The sequence below is a fragment of the Buttiauxella cochleicola genome, assembly GCF_021283185.1.
Classification (GTDB): Bacteria; Pseudomonadota; Gammaproteobacteria; order Enterobacterales; family Enterobacteriaceae; genus Buttiauxella; species Buttiauxella massiliensis.
In genome coordinates this window covers 9,855-26,366 of record NZ_JAJSOS010000022.1, presented here as the reverse complement: position 1 = coordinate 26,366, position 16,512 = coordinate 9,855, and the positions used below count along the sequence as shown (strand labels likewise).

At 48.6% G+C, this 16,512-nt stretch carries 34 protein-coding genes; 33 read left to right on the top strand and 1 reads right to left on the bottom strand.

The features are described 5' to 3' along the window. From LVQ76_RS21895 to bfr, 3 genes are all read left to right on the top strand, one after another. The coding region (locus tag LVQ76_RS21895; protein WP_491009102.1) for an EF-Tu C-terminal domain-related protein at positions 1-170 on the top strand (170 nt) is incomplete at its 5' end. Positions 171-319: 149 nt separating this feature from the next. After that, entirely contained in the window at positions 320-514 is a 195-nt protein-coding gene (gene bfd / locus LVQ76_RS21890) for a bacterioferritin-associated ferredoxin (RefSeq protein ID WP_034461786.1), read from the top strand. Positions 515-586: 72 nt separating this feature from the next. Beyond that, complete coding sequence (gene bfr, locus LVQ76_RS21885) at positions 587-1,063, top strand: bacterioferritin (RefSeq protein ID WP_064514255.1); 477 nt, start codon at positions 587-589, stop codon at positions 1,061-1,063. Here the strand turns inward: bfr and LVQ76_RS21880 are convergent. Continuing rightward, entirely contained in the window at positions 1,047-1,559 is a 513-nt protein-coding gene (locus tag LVQ76_RS21880) for a prepilin peptidase (protein WP_232922449.1), read from the bottom strand. The two genes, bfr and LVQ76_RS21880, sit on opposite strands and share 17 nt — an antisense overlap. A gap of 386 nt (positions 1,560-1,945) precedes the next feature. Between LVQ76_RS21880 and rpsJ the strand changes: the two genes are divergently transcribed. The 30 genes from rpsJ (at position 1,946) to zntR (ending at position 16,500) form a co-directional block, all read left to right on the top strand. After that, on the top strand, positions 1,946-2,257 hold the full coding sequence (gene rpsJ / locus LVQ76_RS21875; RefSeq protein ID WP_034461784.1) for a 30S ribosomal protein S10: 312 nt from the start codon (positions 1,946-1,948) through the stop codon (positions 2,255-2,257). A gap of 31 nt (positions 2,258-2,288) precedes the next feature. Further along, entirely contained in the window at positions 2,289-2,918 is a 630-nt protein-coding gene (rplC, locus tag LVQ76_RS21870; protein ID WP_064514251.1) for a 50S ribosomal protein L3, read from the top strand. A 10-nt stretch (positions 2,919-2,928) separates the two neighbouring features. Beyond that, complete coding sequence (rplD, locus tag LVQ76_RS21865; RefSeq protein WP_034461782.1) at positions 2,929-3,534, top strand: 50S ribosomal protein L4; 606 nt, start codon at positions 2,929-2,931, stop codon at positions 3,532-3,534. Then, a complete protein-coding gene (rplW, locus tag LVQ76_RS21860) occupies positions 3,531-3,833 on the top strand; it encodes a 50S ribosomal protein L23 (RefSeq protein ID WP_034461781.1) in 303 nt (100 codons plus the stop codon). The genes rplD and rplW overlap by 4 nt, the downstream gene beginning before the upstream one ends. Positions 3,834-3,850: 17 nt before the next feature. Continuing rightward, positions 3,851-4,672, top strand: a complete 822-nt coding sequence (gene rplB, locus LVQ76_RS21855; RefSeq protein WP_034461780.1) for a 50S ribosomal protein L2 — start codon at positions 3,851-3,853, stop codon at positions 4,670-4,672. Between the two features lie 16 nt (positions 4,673-4,688). Beyond that, a complete protein-coding gene (gene rpsS, locus LVQ76_RS21850) occupies positions 4,689-4,967 on the top strand; it encodes a 30S ribosomal protein S19 (RefSeq protein ID WP_001138115.1) in 279 nt (92 codons plus the stop codon). A 13-nt stretch (positions 4,968-4,980) separates the two neighbouring features. Next, the gene (rplV, locus tag LVQ76_RS21845) at positions 4,981-5,313 is read left to right on the top strand and encodes a 50S ribosomal protein L22 (protein WP_034461779.1); all 333 of its coding nucleotides are present in this window, start codon (positions 4,981-4,983) and stop codon (positions 5,311-5,313) included. A 17-nt stretch (positions 5,314-5,330) separates the two neighbouring features. Further along, the gene (rpsC, locus tag LVQ76_RS21840) at positions 5,331-6,032 is read left to right on the top strand and encodes a 30S ribosomal protein S3 (RefSeq protein ID WP_000529945.1); all 702 of its coding nucleotides are present in this window, start codon (positions 5,331-5,333) and stop codon (positions 6,030-6,032) included. 11 nt (positions 6,033-6,043) lie between these two features. Further along, the gene (rplP, locus tag LVQ76_RS21835; protein ID WP_008927134.1) at positions 6,044-6,454 is read left to right on the top strand and encodes a 50S ribosomal protein L16; all 411 of its coding nucleotides are present in this window, start codon (positions 6,044-6,046) and stop codon (positions 6,452-6,454) included. After that, positions 6,454-6,645: a 50S ribosomal protein L29 gene (gene rpmC, locus LVQ76_RS21830; RefSeq protein ID WP_008457158.1), complete on the top strand. Its 192-nt coding sequence runs from the start codon at positions 6,454-6,456 to the stop codon at positions 6,643-6,645. The genes rplP and rpmC overlap by 1 nt, the downstream gene beginning before the upstream one ends. After that, entirely contained in the window at positions 6,645-6,899 is a 255-nt protein-coding gene (rpsQ, locus tag LVQ76_RS21825) for a 30S ribosomal protein S17 (RefSeq protein ID WP_034461775.1), read from the top strand. The genes rpmC and rpsQ overlap by 1 nt, the downstream gene beginning before the upstream one ends. Positions 6,900-7,065: 166 nt before the next feature. Next, on the top strand, positions 7,066-7,437 hold the full coding sequence (rplN, locus tag LVQ76_RS21820) for a 50S ribosomal protein L14 (RefSeq protein WP_002438705.1): 372 nt from the start codon (positions 7,066-7,068) through the stop codon (positions 7,435-7,437). Between the two features lie 10 nt (positions 7,438-7,447). Further along, on the top strand, positions 7,448-7,762 hold the full coding sequence (gene rplX, locus LVQ76_RS21815) for a 50S ribosomal protein L24 (protein WP_034461774.1): 315 nt from the start codon (positions 7,448-7,450) through the stop codon (positions 7,760-7,762). 14 nt (positions 7,763-7,776) lie between these two features. After that, positions 7,777-8,316, top strand: coding sequence for a 50S ribosomal protein L5 (rplE, locus tag LVQ76_RS21810; RefSeq protein ID WP_034461772.1), 540 nt, complete (start codon positions 7,777-7,779; stop codon positions 8,314-8,316). A 13-nt stretch (positions 8,317-8,329) separates the two neighbouring features. Then, a complete protein-coding gene (rpsN, locus tag LVQ76_RS21805; protein ID WP_034461771.1) occupies positions 8,330-8,635 on the top strand; it encodes a 30S ribosomal protein S14 in 306 nt (101 codons plus the stop codon). Positions 8,636-8,665: 30 nt separating this feature from the next. After that, positions 8,666-9,058 carry a 30S ribosomal protein S8 gene (rpsH, locus tag LVQ76_RS21800; protein ID WP_034461770.1) on the top strand — a complete coding sequence of 131 codons (393 nt, stop codon included), beginning with the start codon at positions 8,666-8,668 and terminating at the stop codon, positions 9,056-9,058. Between the two features lie 13 nt (positions 9,059-9,071). Further along, complete coding sequence (gene rplF / locus LVQ76_RS21795) at positions 9,072-9,605, top strand: 50S ribosomal protein L6 (protein WP_034461769.1); 534 nt, start codon at positions 9,072-9,074, stop codon at positions 9,603-9,605. Positions 9,606-9,614: 9 nt separating this feature from the next. After that, positions 9,615-9,968 (top strand): 50S ribosomal protein L18, encoded by a 354-nt coding sequence (rplR, locus tag LVQ76_RS21790; protein ID WP_034461768.1) that lies wholly within the window; start codon positions 9,615-9,617, stop codon positions 9,966-9,968. Positions 9,969-9,982: 14 nt separating this feature from the next. Beyond that, positions 9,983-10,483, top strand: a complete 501-nt coding sequence (gene rpsE, locus LVQ76_RS21785; protein WP_034461766.1) for a 30S ribosomal protein S5 — start codon at positions 9,983-9,985, stop codon at positions 10,481-10,483. Between the two features lie 6 nt (positions 10,484-10,489). Next, on the top strand, positions 10,490-10,669 hold the full coding sequence (gene rpmD / locus LVQ76_RS21780) for a 50S ribosomal protein L30 (RefSeq protein WP_004846568.1): 180 nt from the start codon (positions 10,490-10,492) through the stop codon (positions 10,667-10,669). A gap of 3 nt (positions 10,670-10,672) precedes the next feature. Continuing rightward, positions 10,673-11,107, top strand: a complete 435-nt coding sequence (rplO, locus tag LVQ76_RS21775; protein WP_034461765.1) for a 50S ribosomal protein L15 — start codon at positions 10,673-10,675, stop codon at positions 11,105-11,107. Between the two features lie 7 nt (positions 11,108-11,114). Then, positions 11,115-12,446, top strand: a complete 1,332-nt coding sequence (gene secY, locus LVQ76_RS21770) for a preprotein translocase subunit SecY (protein WP_034461764.1) — start codon at positions 11,115-11,117, stop codon at positions 12,444-12,446. A gap of 30 nt (positions 12,447-12,476) precedes the next feature. After that, positions 12,477-12,593 carry a 50S ribosomal protein L36 gene (gene rpmJ / locus LVQ76_RS21765; RefSeq protein ID WP_000868187.1) on the top strand — a complete coding sequence of 39 codons (117 nt, stop codon included), beginning with the start codon at positions 12,477-12,479 and terminating at the stop codon, positions 12,591-12,593. Positions 12,594-12,739: 146 nt separating this feature from the next. After that, the gene (rpsM, locus tag LVQ76_RS21760; RefSeq protein ID WP_034461763.1) at positions 12,740-13,096 is read left to right on the top strand and encodes a 30S ribosomal protein S13; all 357 of its coding nucleotides are present in this window, start codon (positions 12,740-12,742) and stop codon (positions 13,094-13,096) included. A gap of 16 nt (positions 13,097-13,112) precedes the next feature. Next, entirely contained in the window at positions 13,113-13,502 is a 390-nt protein-coding gene (gene rpsK / locus LVQ76_RS21755) for a 30S ribosomal protein S11 (protein WP_004138423.1), read from the top strand. 31 nt (positions 13,503-13,533) lie between these two features. Further along, positions 13,534-14,154: a 30S ribosomal protein S4 gene (rpsD, locus tag LVQ76_RS21750; protein WP_034461762.1), complete on the top strand. Its 621-nt coding sequence runs from the start codon at positions 13,534-13,536 to the stop codon at positions 14,152-14,154. A 25-nt stretch (positions 14,155-14,179) separates the two neighbouring features. Then, positions 14,180-15,169, top strand: a complete 990-nt coding sequence (locus tag LVQ76_RS21745; RefSeq protein WP_034461761.1) for a DNA-directed RNA polymerase subunit alpha — start codon at positions 14,180-14,182, stop codon at positions 15,167-15,169. A gap of 40 nt (positions 15,170-15,209) precedes the next feature. Next, a complete protein-coding gene (rplQ, locus tag LVQ76_RS21740) occupies positions 15,210-15,596 on the top strand; it encodes a 50S ribosomal protein L17 (RefSeq protein WP_034461760.1) in 387 nt (128 codons plus the stop codon). A 113-nt stretch (positions 15,597-15,709) separates the two neighbouring features. Further along, positions 15,710-16,078: a DnaJ family domain-containing protein gene (locus LVQ76_RS21735; RefSeq protein ID WP_232864018.1), complete on the top strand. Its 369-nt coding sequence runs from the start codon at positions 15,710-15,712 to the stop codon at positions 16,076-16,078. A 2-nt stretch (positions 16,079-16,080) separates the two neighbouring features. Continuing rightward, positions 16,081-16,500 carry a Zn(2+)-responsive transcriptional regulator gene (zntR, locus tag LVQ76_RS21730; RefSeq protein WP_232863768.1) on the top strand — a complete coding sequence of 140 codons (420 nt, stop codon included), beginning with the start codon at positions 16,081-16,083 and terminating at the stop codon, positions 16,498-16,500. Positions 16,501-16,512: the final 12 nt, after the last annotated feature.

Below are 16,512 nucleotides of genomic sequence, written 5' to 3'. Positions count from 1 at the left end.
CTGGCACCATCGAACTGCCAGAAGGCGTTGAGATGGTAATGCCGGGCGACAACATCAAAATGGTTGTTACCCTGATCCACCCAATCGCGATGGACGACGGTCTGCGTTTCGCAATCCGTGAAGGCGGCCGTACTGTAGGCGCGGGCGTTGTTGCTAAAGTTATCGCTTAATCGCTGATACCTTTGTATGAAAAAAGAGCGCTTAGGCGCTCTTTTTTTTTGCTATTTTTGCCGCTTACTCACTCAAGCAACATGGGTGTGCTATTGTAATCATAACTATTCTCATTTACACTTTGCGCGTAATTTGAACGGGAGTGCTTATGTACGTTTGTTTGTGTAATGGTGTAAGTGATAAAAAAATTCGGCAGGCAGTGCGCCAGTTTCATCCACAATCTTTCCAGCAGCTTCGCAAGTTTGTGCCAGTGGGGAACCAATGTGGCAAATGCATTCGCGCAGCACGAGAAATTATGCAAGAAGAGCTATTGCAGATCCCAGAATTTAAAGAGATTGCCTAAGACGGTCACTTTTTTTTGACTTACTCCGTGCTACATCTACGCTTCATGTAGTGGAAGCGGAGGGAGTAAAAAATGAAAGGTGATACTAAGATAATAAATTATCTCAATAAATTGTTGGGAAACGAGCTTGTCGCGATAAATCAGTATTTTCTCCATGCGAGAATGTTCAAAAACTGGGGCCTGATGCGCCTCAACGAAGTTGAGTACCACGAATCCATTGATGAAATGAAACATGCCGATAAGTACATCGAGCGTATTTTATTTCTCGAAGGCATTCCAAATCTGCAAGATTTAGGCAAGCTCCATATTGGTGAAGATGTTGAAGAAATGCTTCAATCTGACCTTAAGTTAGAAATGGAAGGTGCCAAAGATTTGCGTGAAGCCATTGCTTACGCAGATACCATTCATGACTATGTCAGTCGAGACATGCTGATCCAAATTCTTGCAGAGGAAGAGCATCATATCGATTGGTTGGAAACTGAATTAGATCTCATCTCTAAAATTGGTTTGCAGAATTATATTCAGTCGCAAATCAAAGAAGGAAATTGAGTTCTTTAAACAGTGGGAAGGAGGAATATATCCATCCTGCTGAACCACCCGCTATCGCAAGGTATGGGCCAAAGGGTAGCGGAGTGGTAGTCAGTGACATTCTGTTCTTTCTTAGTAACTTTTTTATTAACACTGAAAACAGGCCCAATGATGAGGCTGTGAACAATATCCACCCCAAACTCTGCCATCCATGCCATGCTCCTAAGGCAGCCAAAAGCTTCATATCGCCGTAGCCGATGCCTTCACAGTTTCTCCAATAAAAATAAATCCAGTACAACCCCCACAAACTGACATACCCGCAAATAGCGCCAAGTACTGATGTTGCTAAATTCTCGGGTATAAAAAACAGCTGATACAGTAACCCAGACCATAACAAAGAGTAGGTCAGATTATCCGGGAGCAACATGCATCGATAATCCATCCAGGCTAGCCGTAGCAAAAGCCCAATATAGAGTGCGAGAAAGGGCAGTTCGAATAGGGTAGGGGATGTAAACATACGCATTGATGACTCTGCAGTGAGATGATTTACAACACTAAATTAATATCAATGTGAAAACAAAATGAAGATTATTCAGGTGCGAGCAGTCCCCCAGGGAAGATTCTATGGCTAGTCATTTTTACCTCTAGAGTTGAAGGTGTGCCGTACCCTTGCATAAAAGATTGTTTAATTCGTATCCATGGCTTGATTCAGGGGCAGATTTACGTATAATGCGCGGGCCTGTCTTAATCGACGGCTGGCTCAATACGAGCCTGGCAGTGAAGTTGCTGTCGACAATGTTCCCAATTGGGGAACTATGTATGAACGATTACACTCCCCCATCAATCGTAATGGGTGTGAGTAGTGATTTTTTTCGTCTATAAAATAATTGGAGCTATGGTCTCATGCAGAGCCAAAGAATCCGTATCCGTCTTAAAGCGTTTGATCATCGTCTGATTGATCAATCAACTGCGGAAATCGTCGAGACTGCTAAGCGCACTGGTGCGCAAGTACGTGGTCCGATCCCGCTGCCGACCCGCAAAGAGCGCTTTACCGTTCTGATCTCTCCGCACGTCAACAAAGACGCGCGTGATCAGTACGAAATTCGCACTCACAAGCGTCTGGTTGACATCGTTGAGCCAACTGAGAAAACCGTTGATGCTCTGATGCGTCTGGATCTGGCTGCTGGTGTTGACGTGCAGATCAGCCTGGGTTAATCAGGTCATTGACGATTGAGAGGTTGAAACAATGATTGGTTTAGTCGGTAAAAAATTGGGTATGACCCGTATCTTCACTGAAGACGGCGTTTCTATCCCAGTAACCGTGATCGAAGTAGAAGCAAACCGTGTTACTCAGGTCAAAGATCTGGCTAACGATGGCTACCGTGCTGTTCAAGTTACCACTGGCGCTAAAAAAGCTAGCCGTGTAACTAAGCCGGAAGCTGGTCACTTCGCTAAAGCTGGCGTAGAAGCTGGCCGTGGCCTTTGGGAATTCCGTCTTGCAGAAGGCGAAGAGTTCACTGTAGGTCAAGACGTTAGCGTTGAGCTGTTTGCTGAAGTTAAAAAAGTTGACGTAACTGGCACCTCTAAAGGTAAAGGTTTCGCAGGTACCGTTAAGCGCTGGAACTTCCGTACCCAAGACGCTACACACGGTAACTCCTTGTCTCACCGCGTTCCGGGTTCTATCGGTCAGAACCAGACTCCGGGCAAAGTGTTCAAAGGCAAGAAAATGGCAGGCCAACTGGGCAACGAACGTGTAACTGTTCAGAGCCTGGATGTAGTACGCGTTGACGCTGAGCGCAACCTGCTGCTGGTTAAGGGTGCAGTTCCGGGTGCAACCGGTAGCGACCTTATTGTTAAACCAGCTGTGAAGGCGTGAGGAGATAGCAATGGAATTAGTATTGAAAGACGCGCAAAGCGCGCTGACTGTTTCCGAAACTACCTTCGGTCGTGATTTCAACGAAGCGCTGGTACACCAGGTTGTAGTTGCTTATGCAGCTGGTGCCCGTCAAGGTACTCGTGCTCAGAAGACCCGTGCTGAAGTAACTGGTTCCGGCAAAAAGCCGTGGCGCCAGAAAGGTACCGGCCGTGCGCGTTCAGGTTCTATCAAGAGCCCGATCTGGCGTTCCGGTGGCGTAACCTTCGCTGCTCGCCCGCAGGACCACAGTCAAAAAGTTAACAAAAAGATGTACCGCGGAGCGCTGAAAAGCATTCTGTCCGAACTGGTACGTCAGGATCGTCTGATCGTTGTCGAACAGTTCTCTGTTGAAGCGCCTAAAACTAAGCTGCTTGCTCAGAAACTGAAAGACATGGCCCTGGAAGATGTGCTGATCGTAACTGGCGAACTGGATGAGAATCTGTTCCTGGCTGCGCGTAACCTGCATAAGGTTGACGTGCGCGACGCAGCAACAATCGATCCAGTTAGCCTGATCGCCTTCGACAAAGTCGTTATGACTGCTGATGCAGTTAAGCAAGTTGAGGAGATGCTGGCATGATCCGTGAAGAACGTCTGCTGAAAGTACTGCGCGCGCCGCACGTATCTGAAAAAGCATCTATGGCGATGGAAAAAACTAATACCATCGTTCTCAAAGTTGCAAAAGACGCGACCAAAGCAGAGATCGTTGCTGCTGTTGAGAAACTGTTCGAAGTTGAAGTTAAAGGCGTTAATACCTTGCTTGTTAAAGGTAAAACTAAGCGTCATGGACAGCGTATCGGTCGTCGTAGCGACTGGAAAAAAGCTTACGTCACCCTGAAGGAAGGCCAGAATCTGGACTTCGTCGGCGGCGCTGAGTAAGTCGGAGGAGAAAAACAATGGCAGTTGTTAAATGTAAACCGACATCTCCGGGTCGTCGCCACGTAGTTAAAGTGGTCAACCCTGAGCTGCATAAGGGCAAACCATTTGCTCCGCTGGTTGAAAAAAACAGCAAATCCGGTGGCCGCAACAACAATGGTCGTATCACTACTCGTCACATCGGTGGTGGTCACAAGCAGGCTTATCGTATTGTTGACTTTAAACGCAACAAAGACGGTATCCCGGCAGTTGTTGAACGTCTTGAGTACGATCCGAACCGTTCTGCGAATATCGCACTGGTTCTGTACAAAGATGGCGAACGCCGTTACATCCTGGCCCCTAAAGGCCTGAAAGCTGGCGACCAGATTCAATCTGGCGTTGATGCTGCAATCAAAGCAGGTAACACCCTGCCGATGCGCAATATCCCGGTTGGTTCTACCGTTCATAACGTAGAAATGAAACCAGGTAAAGGCGGTCAGCTTGCACGTTCTGCTGGTACCTATGTGCAGATCGTTGCACGTGATGGTGCTTACGTTACTCTGCGTCTGCGTTCTGGTGAAATGCGTAAAGTCGAAGCTGACTGCCGTGCAACCATGGGCGAAGTCGGTAACTCTGAGCATATGCTCCGCGTTCTGGGTAAAGCAGGTGCTGCTCGCTGGCGTGGTGTTCGTCCTACCGTTCGCGGTACTGCGATGAACCCAGTCGACCACCCACACGGTGGTGGTGAAGGTCGTAACTTTGGTAAGCACCCGGTAACTCCGTGGGGCGTTCAGACCAAAGGTAAGAAGACCCGCAGCAACAAGCGTACTGATAAATTCATCGTACGTCGCCGTAGCAAATAATTTTAGAGGATAAGCCATGCCACGTTCTCTCAAGAAAGGTCCTTTTATTGACCTGCACTTGCTGAAGAAGGTAGAGAAAGCGGTGGAAAGCGGTGACAAGAAGCCCCTGCGCACTTGGTCCCGTCGTTCAACGATCTTTCCTAACATGATCGGTTTGACCATCGCTGTCCATAATGGTCGTCAGCATGTTCCGGTATTTGTTTCCGACGAGATGGTCGGTCACAAACTGGGTGAATTTGCACCGACACGTACTTATCGCGGCCATGCTGCTGATAAAAAAGCCAAGAAGAAATAAGTAGGAGGAAGAGATGGAAACTTTAGCTCAACATCGCCACGCTCGTTCTTCTGCTCAAAAGGTTCGCCTTGTTGCAGACCTTATTCGCGGTAAGAAAGTGTCGCAGGCACTGGAAATTTTGACCTTCACCAACAAGAAAGCTGCGGTATTGGTCAAGAAAGTTCTGGAATCTGCCATTGCTAACGCTGAACACAACGATGGCGCTGACATTGACGATCTGAAAGTCGCGAAAATCTTCGTAGACGCAGGCCCAAGCATGAAGCGCATTATGCCGCGTGCAAAAGGTCGTGCAGATCGCATCCTGAAGCGCACCAGCCACATTACTGTGGTTGTGTCCGATCGCTGAGACTCTGGAGACTAGCAATGGGTCAGAAAGTACATCCTAATGGTATTCGCCTGGGTATTGTAAAACCTTGGAACTCTACTTGGTTTGCGAACACCAAAGAATTCGCTGACAACCTGGACAGCGATTTTAAAGTTCGTCAGTACCTGACTAAGGAACTGGCGAAGGCGTCTGTATCTCGTATCGTTATCGAGCGTCCAGCTAAGAGCATCCGTGTGACTATTCACACTGCTCGCCCTGGCATCGTAATCGGTAAGAAAGGCGAAGACGTAGAAAAACTGCGCAAGGTCGTAGCGGATATCGCTGGCGTTCCTGCACAGATCAATATCGCCGAAGTTCGTAAGCCTGAACTGGACGCAAAATTGGTTGCTGATAGCATCACTTCACAGCTGGAACGTCGTGTTATGTTCCGTCGTGCTATGAAGCGTGCTGTACAGAATGCCATGCGTCTGGGCGCTAAAGGTATCAAAGTTGAAGTTAGCGGCCGTCTGGGCGGCGCCGAGATCGCACGTACCGAATGGTATCGTGAAGGTCGCGTGCCGTTGCACACTCTGCGTGCTGACATTGACTACAACACCTCTGAAGCGCACACCACTTATGGTGTAATTGGCGTTAAAGTGTGGATCTTCAAAGGTGAGATCCTGGGTGGGATGGCTGCTGTTGAACAACCGGAAAAACCGGCTGCTCAACCTAAAAAGCAGCAGCGTAAAGGCCGTAAGTAAGGAGAGTCGCTGTGTTACAACCAAAGCGTACAAAATTCCGTAAAGTGCACAAAGGCCGCAACCGTGGTCTGGCTGCTGGTACGGATGTTAGCTTCGGCACTTTCGGTCTGAAAGCTGTTGGCCGTGGTCGTCTGACTGCACGTCAGATCGAAGCAGCACGTCGTGCAATGACCCGTGCAGTTAAGCGTCAGGGTAAGATCTGGATCCGTGTATTCCCGGACAAACCGATCACCGAAAAGCCGCTTGAAGTGCGTATGGGTAAAGGTAAAGGCAACGTAGAGTATTGGGTTGCCTTGATTCAGCCTGGCAAAGTCCTGTATGAAATGGACGGCGTACCAGAAGAGCTGGCCCGTGAAGCATTCAAGCTGGCAGCAGCGAAACTGCCGATTAAAACCACCTTTGTAACTAAGACGGTGATGTAATGAAAGCAAAAGAGCTGCGTGAAAAGAGTGTTGAAGAGCTGAACACCGAGCTGCTGAATTTGCTGCGTGAGCAGTTCAATCTGCGTATGCAAGCAGCAAGTGGCCAGCTGCAACAGACTCACCTGCTGAAGCAAGTGCGTCGTGATGTTGCACGTGTTAAGACTTTATTGACTCAGAAGGCGGGTGCGTAATGACCGATAAAATCCGTACTCTGCAAGGTCGCGTTGTTAGTGACAAAATGGAGAAATCCATTGTTGTTGCTATCGAACGTGTGGTGAAACACCCGATTTACGGTAAATTCATCAAACGTACGACCAAACTGCACGTACATGACGAGAACAATGAATGTGGTATCGGTGACGTGGTTGAAATCCGCGAATGCCGTCCACTGTCTAAGACTAAGTCTTGGACGCTTGTTCGCGTTGTAGATAAAGCTGTTCTGTAATACAGTGAGCTTTGTCTAACGAATAAACGGCTCAGTAAATGAGCCGTTTATTTTTTCTACCCATATTCAGGAACCGGTGTTATAATGCCGCGCCCTCGTTTATGGGGCTTTTTAACGACCTAATTATGGGTCCCGAAGTAGTAGTTGACATTAGCGGAGCACTGAAATGATCCAAGAACAGACTATGCTGACCGTAGCCGACAACTCCGGCGCGCGTCGCGTAATGTGTATCAAGGTTCTGGGTGGCTCGCACCGTCGCTACGCAGGCGTCGGCGACATCATCAAAATTACCATCAAGGAAGCAATTCCTCGTGGTAAGGTGAAGAAAGGCGATGTCCTGAAAGCGGTAGTGGTGCGCACCAGGAAGGGTGTTCGTCGCCCGGACGGTTCTGTCATTCGCTTCGATGGTAATGCATGCGTTATTTTAAACAATAACAGCGAGCAACCAATCGGCACGCGTATTTTTGGGCCGGTAACTCGTGAACTGCGTAATGAAAAGTTCATGAAAATTATCTCTCTGGCACCAGAAGTACTCTAAGGAGCGAATCATGGCAGCTAAAATCCGTCGTGATGACGAAGTTATCGTGTTAACCGGTAAAGATAAAGGTAAGCGCGGTAAAGTTAAGAATGTCTTGTCTTCCGGCAAGCTAATTGTTGAAGGTATCAACCTGGTTAAGAAACATCAGAAGCCGGTTCCGGCCCTGAACCAACCAGGTGGCATCGTTGAAAAAGAAGCTGCTATTCAAGTTTCTAACGTTGCACTCTTCAATGCGGCAACCGGCAAGGCTGACCGTGTAGGCTTTAGATTCGAAGAGGGCAAAAAAGTCCGTTTCTTCAAATCTAACAGCGAAACTATCAAGTAATTTGGAGTAGTACGATGGCGAAACTGCATGATTACTACAAAGACGAAGTAGTTACAAAACTCATGACTGAGTTTAACTACAATTCTGTCATGCAAGTCCCTCGGGTCGAGAAGATCACCCTGAACATGGGTGTGGGTGAAGCGATCGCTGACAAGAAACTGCTGGATAATGCAGCAGCTGACTTGACAGCAATCTCCGGTCAAAAACCGTTGATCACCAAAGCACGCAAATCAGTTGCAGGCTTCAAAATCCGTCAGGGCTATCCGATCGGCTGTAAAGTAACTCTGCGTGGCGAACGCATGTGGGAGTTTCTTGAGCGCCTGATCACCATTGCTGTACCACGTATCCGTGACTTCCGTGGCTTGTCCGCTAAGTCATTCGATGGCCGTGGTAACTACAGCATGGGTGTCCGTGAGCAGATCATCTTCCCAGAAATCGACTATGACAAAGTCGATCGCGTTCGTGGTTTGGATATTACCATTACCACTACTGCGAAATCTGATGATGAAGGCCGTGCTCTGCTGGCAGCCTTTAACTTCCCATTCCGTAAGTAAGGTAGGGTTACTAATGGCTAAGCAATCGATGAAAGCACGCGAAGTCGTTCGCGTGAAACTGGCCGACAAATACCGCGCTAAACGCGAGGAATTGAAAGCTATCATCTCTGGTGTGAACTCATCCGACGAAGAACGTTGGGATGCTGTTCTTAAGCTGCAGTCTCTGCCGCGTGATTCCAGCCCGTCCCGTCAGCGTAACCGCTGCCGCCAAACTGGTCGTCCGCATGGTTATGTGGGCAAATTCGGGTTGAGCCGTATCAAGCTTCGTGAAGCCGCTATGCGCGGTGAAGTACCTGGCTTGAAGAAGGCTAGCTGGTAATATCCAATTGAATCACGGGAGTAAAGACAGATGAGCATGCAAGATCCAATTGCGGATATGCTGACCCGTATCCGTAACGGTCAAGCCGCGAATAAAGTTGCGGTCACCATGCCTTCCTCCAAGCTGAAATTGGCAATTGCCAACGTGCTGAAAGAAGAAGGCTATATTGAAGATTTTAAAATCGAAGGCGACATCAAGCCTGAACTGGAACTGACTCTTAAGTATTTCCAGGGCAAGGCTGTGGTAGAGAGCATTCAGCGAGTCAGCCGCCCAGGTCTGCGCATCTATAAGAAAAAAGATGAGCTGCCTAAAGTTATGGCCGGTATGGGTATTGCTGTCGTTTCTACCTCTAAAGGTGTTATGACTGATCGTGCAGCGCGCCAAGCTGGTCTTGGTGGCGAAATTATCTGCTACGTAGCCTAATTGGAGGAATAAAATGTCTCGTGTTGCTAAAGCACCGGTCGTTATTCCTGCTGGCGTAGAGGTAAAACTCAACGGTCAGGTTATTTCGATCAAAGGTAAGAACGGCGAGCTGACTCGTACAATCAACGATGCTGTTGAAGTTAAACACGCTGATAATGCACTGACTTTCGCTCCGCGCGAAGGTTTTGCTAACGCGTGGGCCCAAGCGGGTACCACTCGTGCGCTGTTAAATGCAATGGTTATCGGTGTTACCGAAGGCTTCACTAAGAAGCTGCAGCTGGTTGGTGTAGGTTATCGTGCAGCAGTTAAAGGCAATGCGGTGAGTTTGGCCCTGGGCTTCTCTCATCCTGTTGAACATGCTCTGCCAGCGGGAATCACTGCTGAATGTCCAACTCAAACTGAAATCGTGCTGAAAGGCGCTGATAAGCAGATGATTGGACAAGTGGCTGCTGATCTGCGCGCCTACCGTCGTCCTGAGCCTTATAAAGGCAAGGGTGTTCGTTACGCCGACGAAGTCGTGCGTACCAAAGAGGCTAAGAAGAAGTAAGGTAACACTATGGATAAGAAATCTGCTCGTATCCGTCGTGCGACCCGCGCACGTCACAAGCTCAAAGAACTGGGTGCGACTCGTCTGGTGATTCACCGCACGCCTCGTCATATTTATGCACAGGTTATCGCACCAAACGGTTCAGAAGTCCTGGTAGCTGCATCTACTGTAGAGAAAGCTATCGCTGAGCAACTGAAGTACACTGGAAATAAAGACGCCGCTACAGCTGTGGGTAAAGCTGTTGCAGAGCGCGCACTGGAAAAAGGTATTACGAAAGTATCCTTTGACCGTGCTGGTTTCCAATATCATGGTCGTGTCCAGGCACTGGCAGATGCTGCCCGTGATGCTGGCCTTCAGTTCTAAGGTAGAGGTGTAAGATGGCTCACATCGAAAAACAAGCTGGCGAACTGCAGGAAAAGCTGATCGCGGTAAATCGCGTATCTAAAACCGTTAAAGGTGGTCGTATTTTCTCCTTCACTGCACTGACAGTGGTTGGCGATGGTAACGGTCGCATTGGTTTTGGTTACGGAAAAGCGCGTGAAGTTCCAGCAGCTATCCAGAAAGCGATGGAAAAAGCCCGTCGCAACATGATTAACGTCGCGCTGAACCACGGCACCCTGCAGCACCCTGTTAAAGGTGTGCACACAGGATCTCGTGTGTTCATGCAGCCGGCTTCCCAGGGTACCGGTATTATTGCCGGTGGTGCAATGCGCGCCGTTCTGGAAGTCGCTGGAGTTCATAACGTTTTGGCTAAAGCATATGGTTCCACCAACCCGATTAACGTGGTTCGTGCAACTATTGATGGCCTGGCGAATATGAAGTCTCCGGAAATGGTCGCTGCCAAGCGTGGTAAATCCGTTGAAGAAATTCTGGGGTAATTGACCATGGCAAAGACTATTAAAATTACACAAACCCGCAGTGCGATCGGTCGTTTGCCGAAACACAAGGCAACGCTGCTTGGCCTGGGTCTGCGTCGTATTGGCCACACCGTAGAGCGCGAGGATACTCCTGCTGTACGTGGTATGGTCAACGCGGTTTCCTACATGGTTAAAGTTGAGGAGTAAGAGATGCGTTTAAATACTCTGTCTCCGGCCGAAGGGTCTAAGCACGCTTCAAAGCGTCTGGGTCGTGGTATCGGTTCTGGTCTCGGCAAAACCGGCGGTCGTGGTCACAAAGGTCAGAACTCTCGTTCTGGCGGTGGCGTACGTCGTGGGTTCGAAGGTGGCCAGATGCCGTTGTACCGTCGTCTGCCGAAATTCGGTTTCACCTCTCGCAAAGCAATGATCACTGGTGAGATTCGTCTCTCCGATCTGGCGAAAGTTGAAGGCGACGTAGTTGACCTGAACACGCTGAAAGCAGCAAACATTATCGGTATCCAGATCGAGTTCGCGAAAGTGATTCTGTCTGGCGAGGTTTCTCGTCCGGTAACTGTTCGCGGCCTGCGTGTCACTAAAGGCGCTCGTGCTGCTATCGAAGCTGCTGGCGGTAAAATCGAGGAATAAGTAGCAGATGGCAAAGCAACCGGGATTAGATTTTCAAAGTGCTAAAGGCGGGTTTGGCGAGCTGAAACGCAGACTGATGTTTGTTATCGGTGCGCTGATTGTGTTCCGTATTGGCTCTTTTATTCCGATCCCTGGTATTGATGCCGCTGTACTTGCCAAACTGCTTGAGCAACAGCGAGGCACTATCATTGAAATGTTTAACATGTTCTCTGGTGGTGCTCTCAGCCGTGCTTCTATCTTTGCATTGGGTATCATGCCGTATATTTCGGCATCGATTATTATCCAGCTGTTAACGGTGGTTCATCCAGCGTTAGCAGAGTTGAAGAAAGAAGGGGAGTCTGGTCGTCGTAAGATCAGCCAGTACACCCGTTATGGCACTCTGGTGCTGGCAATATTCCAGTCAATCGGTATTGCTACCGGTTTACCGAATATGCCTGGTATGCAAGGCTTGGTGTTAAACCCAGGCTTTGCATTCTACTTCACAGCTGTTGTGAGCCTTGTCACGGGGACTATGTTCCTTATGTGGCTTGGTGAACAGATTACTGAGCGTGGTATCGGCAACGGTATTTCAATCATAATCTTCGCTGGTATTGTTGCGGGTTTGCCGCCGGCCGTTGGCCATACTATCGAACAAGCAAGGCAAGGCGACCTGCACTTCCTTCTGTTGCTGTTGGTTGCAGTACTAGTATTCGCAGTGACCTTCTTCGTTGTTTTTGTTGAACGTGGTCAACGCCGCATTGTGGTAAACTACGCAAAACGTCAACAGGGTCGTCGTGTCTATGCTGCGCAGAGCACGCATTTACCGCTGAAAGTGAATATGGCTGGTGTTATTCCAGCAATTTTTGCTTCCAGTATTATTCTGTTCCCAGCAACGATTGCATCGTGGTTTGGGGGCGGTACCGGTTGGAACTGGCTGACTACAATTTCGCTGTATTTGCAGCCTGGGCAACCGCTTTATGTGTTACTCTATGCGTCTGCAATCATCTTCTTCTGTTTCTTCTACACAGCGTTGGTTTTCAACCCACGTGAAACAGCAGATAACCTGAAGAAGTCCGGTGCATTTGTACCAGGAATTCGTCCGGGAGAACAAACGGCGAAGTATATTGATAAAGTGATGACCCGCCTGACCTTGGTTGGTGCGTTGTACATTACCTTTATCTGCCTAATCCCGGAGTTCATGCGTGATGCAATGAAAGTGCCTTTCTACTTCGGTGGAACCTCGCTGCTCATTGTTGTCGTGGTTATCATGGACTTTATGGCTCAAGTGCAAACTCTGATGATGTCTAGTCAGTACGAGTCTGCATTGAAGAAAGCGAATCTGAAAGGCTACGGCCGTTAATAGTCGCTTGAGAAGTTACGGAGAGTAAAAATGAAAGTTCGTGCTTCCGTCAAGAAATTATGTCGTAACTGCAAAATCGTTAAGCGTGACGGTGTTATTCGCGTGATTTGCAGCGCCGAACCGAAGCATAAACAGCGTCAAGGCTGATTATCTCGTATATTTTTCTTGCAAAGTTGGGTTGAGCTGGCTAGATTAGCCAGCCAATCTTTTGTATGTCTATGCGTTTCCATTTGAGTATCCTGAAAACGGGCTTTTCGGTATGGGACGCATAATCTAAATAGTAGGAGTGCATAGTGGCCCGTATAGCAGGCATTAACATTCCTGATCAAAAACATACCGTGATCGCTTTAACTTCGATCTACGGTGTAGGCAAGACTCGTTCAAAGGCCATTTGTGCTGCGGCGGGTATCGCTGAAGATGTTAAGATCAGAGAGCTGTCTGAAGAACAAATCGACACGCTGCGTGACGAAGTTGCCAAATTTGTCGTTGAAGGTGATCTGCGCCGTGAAGTGAGTATGAGCATCAAGCGTCTGATGGACCTTGGTTGCTATCGCGGTTTGCGTCATCGTCGTGGTCTGCCAGTACGCGGTCAGCGTACGAAGACCAACGCACGTACCCGTAAGGGTCCGCGCAAACCGATCAAGAAATAATCGGGGTGATTGAATAATGGCAAAGGCACCAGTTCGTGCACGTAAGCGTGTAAGAAAACAAGTCTCTGACGGCGTGGCTCATGTCCATGCTTCTTTCAACAACACAATCGTTACTATCACTGATCGTCAGGGTAATGCATTGGGTTGGGCAACTGCCGGTGGTTCCGGTTTCCGTGGCTCTCGCAAGTCCACTCCGTTCGCAGCTCAGGTTGCAGCAGAGCGTTGCGCAGAAGCTGTGAAAGAATACGGTATCAAGAACCTTGAAGTTATGGTTAAGGGACCGGGTCCAGGCCGCGAATCTACTATTCGTGCTCTGAACGCCGCTGGTTTCCGCATCACTAATATTACTGATGTGACTCCGATCCCTCACAACGGTTGTCGTCCGCCGAAAAAACGTCGCGTATAACGCTCGTTTTTAGGAATGTTGGAGAAAGAAAATGGCAAGATATTTGGGTCCTAAGCTCAAGCTGAGCCGTCGCGAGGGCACAGACCTGTTCCTGAAGTCTGGTGTTCGCGCGATCGATACCAAGTGTAAAATTGAACAAGCTCCTGGCCAGCACGGTGCGCGTAAACCGCGTCTGTCTGACTATGGTGTGCAGTTGCGTGAAAAGCAAAAAGTTCGCCGCATGTTCGGTGTTCTGGAGCGTCAGTTCCGTAACTACTATAAAGAAGCAGCACGTCTGAAAGGCAACACCGGTGAAAACCTGTTGGCTCTGCTTGAAGGTCGTCTGGACAACGTTGTTTACCGTATGGGCTTTGGCGCTACTCGTGCAGAATCACGTCAGTTAGTTAGCCACAAAGCAGTTATGGTAAATGGTCGCGTTGTTAACATCGCTTCTTATCAGGTAACTCCGAATGACGTAGTTAGCATCCGTGAGAAAGCCAAAAAGCAATCTCGCGTGAAGGCCGCTCTGGAGCTGGCTGAACAGCGTGAAAAGCCAACCTGGCTGGAAGTTGATGCTGCTAAGATGGAAGGTGTGTTCAAGCGTAAGCCTGAGCGTACTGATCTGTCTGCGGACATTAACGAACACCTGATCGTCGAGCTTTACTCCAAGTAAAGCTTAGTACCAAAGAGAGGACACAATGCAGGGTTCTGTGACAGAGTTTCTAAAACCGCGCCTGGTAGATATCGAGCAAGTGAGTTCGACGCACGCCAAGGTGACCCTTGAGCCTTTAGAGCGTGGCTTTGGCCATACTCTTGGTAATGCACTGCGCCGTATTCTGCTCTCATCGATGCCGGGTTGCGCGGTGACAGAGGTTGAGATTGATGGTGTACTACACGAGTACAGCACCAAAGAAGGCGTTCAGGAGGATATCCTGGAAATCCTGCTCAACCTGAAAGGGCTGGCGGTGAGAGTTCAAGGTAAAGATGATGTTATTCTTACTCTGAATAAGTCTGGCATTGGCCCTGTGACTGCAGCCGATATCACCCATGATGGTGATGTCGAAATCGTCAAGCCGCAACATGTGATCTGCCACCTGACTGATGAGAACGCATCTATTAGTATGCGTATCAAAGTTCAGCGCGGTCGCGGTTATGTGCCGGCCTCTGCCCGAATTCATTCGGAAGAAGATGAGCGCCCAATTGGTCGTCTGCTGGTCGACGCCTGCTACAGCCCTGTAGAGCGAATTGCCTACAATGTTGAAGCTGCGCGTGTAGAACAGCGTACTGACTTGGATAAGCTGGTCATCGAAATGGAAACCAACGGTACAATCGATCCTGAAGAGGCGATTCGTCGTGCGGCAACCATTCTGGCTGAACAACTTGAAGCTTTCGTTGACTTACGTGATGTTCGTCAACCAGAAGTTAAAGAAGAGAAACCAGAGTTCGATCCGATCCTGCTGCGCCCTGTTGACGATCTGGAATTGACTGTCCGCTCTGCTAACTGCCTTAAGGCAGAAGCTATCCACTATATCGGTGATCTGGTACAGCGTACCGAAGTTGAGCTGCTCAAAACGCCTAACTTGGGTAAAAAATCTCTTACCGAGATTAAAGACGTGCTGGCTTCCCGTGGTTTGTCTCTGGGCATGCGCCTGGAAAACTGGCCACCGGCAAGCATCGCTGACGAGTAACCGGATCACAGGTTAAGGTTTTACTGAGAAGGATAAGGTCATGCGCCATCGTAAGAGTGGTCGTCAACTGAACCGCAACAGCAGCCATCGCCAGGCTATGTTCCGCAATATGGCAGGTTCACTGGTTCGTCATGAGATCATCAAGACGACTCTGCCTAAAGCGAAAGAGCTGCGTCGCGTAGTTGAGCCGCTGATTACTCTTGCCAAGACTGATAGCGTTGCTAATCGTCGTCTGGCATTCGCCCGCACTCGTGATAACGAGATCGTGGCAAAACTGTTTAATGAATTGGGTCCGCGTTTTGCAGCCCGTACTGGTGGTTACACTCGCATTCTTAAGTGTGGCTTCCGTGCAGGTGACAATGCTCCGATGGCTTACATCGAGCTGGTTGATCGCGCCGAGTCTCAAACAGAAGCTGCTGCAGAGTAATCTGTAGTAACGTGAAAAAACCGGGCTTGCCCGGTTTTTTTATATCTGAAATTCGTCCTCCCGTGCTTTTCCAGCATATCTTTATTACATCTCCAGTTATTGCAGAGTTGATTATGTGGTTACTTGATCAATGGGCAGAACGTCATATTCTTGATGCACAACGCAATGGTGAGTTTGATTCACTACCTGGGTCAGGGAAGCCTCTCGAACTTGATGATGATTCACATATCCCACTCGAATTACGAGCGGCTTGGCGTCTGTTGATAAATTCTGGTTGCTTACCTCCCGAGCTTCAACATCGTAAGGATGCTATTGAGCTTAATGATTTACTCAAATCGATAGGTCATAGCCATCCTGAATACACAGGTATCAGAAAGAAATTGCTATTACTTGAGCTCAAACTTCAGAATGCAGGAATGAGTACTGATTTCCTACATGGAGAGTATGCTGATAGATTGCTTCATAAAATTGATGAGGAATGATCATGTTTCGTATTGGAGAGTTGGCCAGACTGGCAGATGTGACGCCCGATACCATCCGCTATTATGAAAAGCAGCAAATGATGGATCATGAAGTCAGAACTGAAGGAGGCTTTCGGCTTTATAGTGAAAGTGATTTGCAGCGCCTGAAGTTTATCCGTTATGCAAAACAGTTAGGTTTCACGCTGGAAACTATCCGTGAACTACTGTCGATCCGAATCGATCCCGAGCATCACACCTGCCAGGAATCGAAGAGCATTGTGCAATCGAGATTGACAGAGGTGGAGTCCAAAATTAAAGAGCTTCAGCATATGCAGCGCTCGTTACAGAGATTAAATGATGCATGTTGTGGCACTGCCCACAGCAGCGCATATTGTTCAATCCTTGAAGCGTTGGAGCAGGGGGCTAGCCAGCGAAAAGATTAAATTGTATTTTTC

Excerpts from the sequence above, each read along its gene's own strand:
- bfd (WP_034461786.1), top strand. The coding sequence starts at position 320 with ATGTACGTTTGTTTGTGTAATGGTGTAAGTGATAAAAAAATTCGGCAG.
- bfr (WP_064514255.1), top strand. The coding sequence starts at position 587 with ATGAAAGGTGATACTAAGATAATAAATTATCTCAATAAATTGTTGGGA.
- LVQ76_RS21880 (WP_232922449.1), bottom strand. The coding sequence starts at position 1,559 with ATGTTTACATCCCCTACCCTATTCGAACTGCCCTTTCTCGCACTCTAT.
- rpsJ (WP_034461784.1), top strand. The coding sequence starts at position 1,946 with ATGCAGAGCCAAAGAATCCGTATCCGTCTTAAAGCGTTTGATCATCGT.
- rplC (WP_064514251.1), top strand. The coding sequence starts at position 2,289 with ATGATTGGTTTAGTCGGTAAAAAATTGGGTATGACCCGTATCTTCACT.
- rplD (WP_034461782.1), top strand. The coding sequence starts at position 2,929 with ATGGAATTAGTATTGAAAGACGCGCAAAGCGCGCTGACTGTTTCCGAA.
- rplW (WP_034461781.1), top strand. The coding sequence starts at position 3,531 with ATGATCCGTGAAGAACGTCTGCTGAAAGTACTGCGCGCGCCGCACGTA.
- rplB (WP_034461780.1), top strand. The coding sequence starts at position 3,851 with ATGGCAGTTGTTAAATGTAAACCGACATCTCCGGGTCGTCGCCACGTA.
- rpsS (WP_001138115.1), top strand. The coding sequence starts at position 4,689 with ATGCCACGTTCTCTCAAGAAAGGTCCTTTTATTGACCTGCACTTGCTG.
- rplV (WP_034461779.1), top strand. The coding sequence starts at position 4,981 with ATGGAAACTTTAGCTCAACATCGCCACGCTCGTTCTTCTGCTCAAAAG.
- rpsC (WP_000529945.1), top strand. The coding sequence starts at position 5,331 with ATGGGTCAGAAAGTACATCCTAATGGTATTCGCCTGGGTATTGTAAAA.
- rpmC (WP_008457158.1), top strand. The coding sequence starts at position 6,454 with ATGAAAGCAAAAGAGCTGCGTGAAAAGAGTGTTGAAGAGCTGAACACC.
- rpsQ (WP_034461775.1), top strand. The coding sequence starts at position 6,645 with ATGACCGATAAAATCCGTACTCTGCAAGGTCGCGTTGTTAGTGACAAA.
- rplN (WP_002438705.1), top strand. The coding sequence starts at position 7,066 with ATGATCCAAGAACAGACTATGCTGACCGTAGCCGACAACTCCGGCGCG.
- rplX (WP_034461774.1), top strand. The coding sequence starts at position 7,448 with ATGGCAGCTAAAATCCGTCGTGATGACGAAGTTATCGTGTTAACCGGT.
- rplE (WP_034461772.1), top strand. The coding sequence starts at position 7,777 with ATGGCGAAACTGCATGATTACTACAAAGACGAAGTAGTTACAAAACTC.
- rpsN (WP_034461771.1), top strand. The coding sequence starts at position 8,330 with ATGGCTAAGCAATCGATGAAAGCACGCGAAGTCGTTCGCGTGAAACTG.
- rpsH (WP_034461770.1), top strand. The coding sequence starts at position 8,666 with ATGAGCATGCAAGATCCAATTGCGGATATGCTGACCCGTATCCGTAAC.
- rplF (WP_034461769.1), top strand. The coding sequence starts at position 9,072 with ATGTCTCGTGTTGCTAAAGCACCGGTCGTTATTCCTGCTGGCGTAGAG.
- rplR (WP_034461768.1), top strand. The coding sequence starts at position 9,615 with ATGGATAAGAAATCTGCTCGTATCCGTCGTGCGACCCGCGCACGTCAC.
- rpsE (WP_034461766.1), top strand. The coding sequence starts at position 9,983 with ATGGCTCACATCGAAAAACAAGCTGGCGAACTGCAGGAAAAGCTGATC.
- rpmD (WP_004846568.1), top strand. The coding sequence starts at position 10,490 with ATGGCAAAGACTATTAAAATTACACAAACCCGCAGTGCGATCGGTCGT.
- rplO (WP_034461765.1), top strand. The coding sequence starts at position 10,673 with ATGCGTTTAAATACTCTGTCTCCGGCCGAAGGGTCTAAGCACGCTTCA.
- secY (WP_034461764.1), top strand. The coding sequence starts at position 11,115 with ATGGCAAAGCAACCGGGATTAGATTTTCAAAGTGCTAAAGGCGGGTTT.
- rpmJ (WP_000868187.1), top strand. The coding sequence starts at position 12,477 with ATGAAAGTTCGTGCTTCCGTCAAGAAATTATGTCGTAACTGCAAAATC.
- rpsK (WP_004138423.1), top strand. The coding sequence starts at position 13,113 with ATGGCAAAGGCACCAGTTCGTGCACGTAAGCGTGTAAGAAAACAAGTC.
- rpsD (WP_034461762.1), top strand. The coding sequence starts at position 13,534 with ATGGCAAGATATTTGGGTCCTAAGCTCAAGCTGAGCCGTCGCGAGGGC.
- LVQ76_RS21745 (WP_034461761.1), top strand. The coding sequence starts at position 14,180 with ATGCAGGGTTCTGTGACAGAGTTTCTAAAACCGCGCCTGGTAGATATC.
- rplQ (WP_034461760.1), top strand. The coding sequence starts at position 15,210 with ATGCGCCATCGTAAGAGTGGTCGTCAACTGAACCGCAACAGCAGCCAT.
- LVQ76_RS21735 (WP_232864018.1), top strand. The coding sequence starts at position 15,710 with ATGTGGTTACTTGATCAATGGGCAGAACGTCATATTCTTGATGCACAA.
- zntR (WP_232863768.1), top strand. The coding sequence starts at position 16,081 with ATGTTTCGTATTGGAGAGTTGGCCAGACTGGCAGATGTGACGCCCGAT.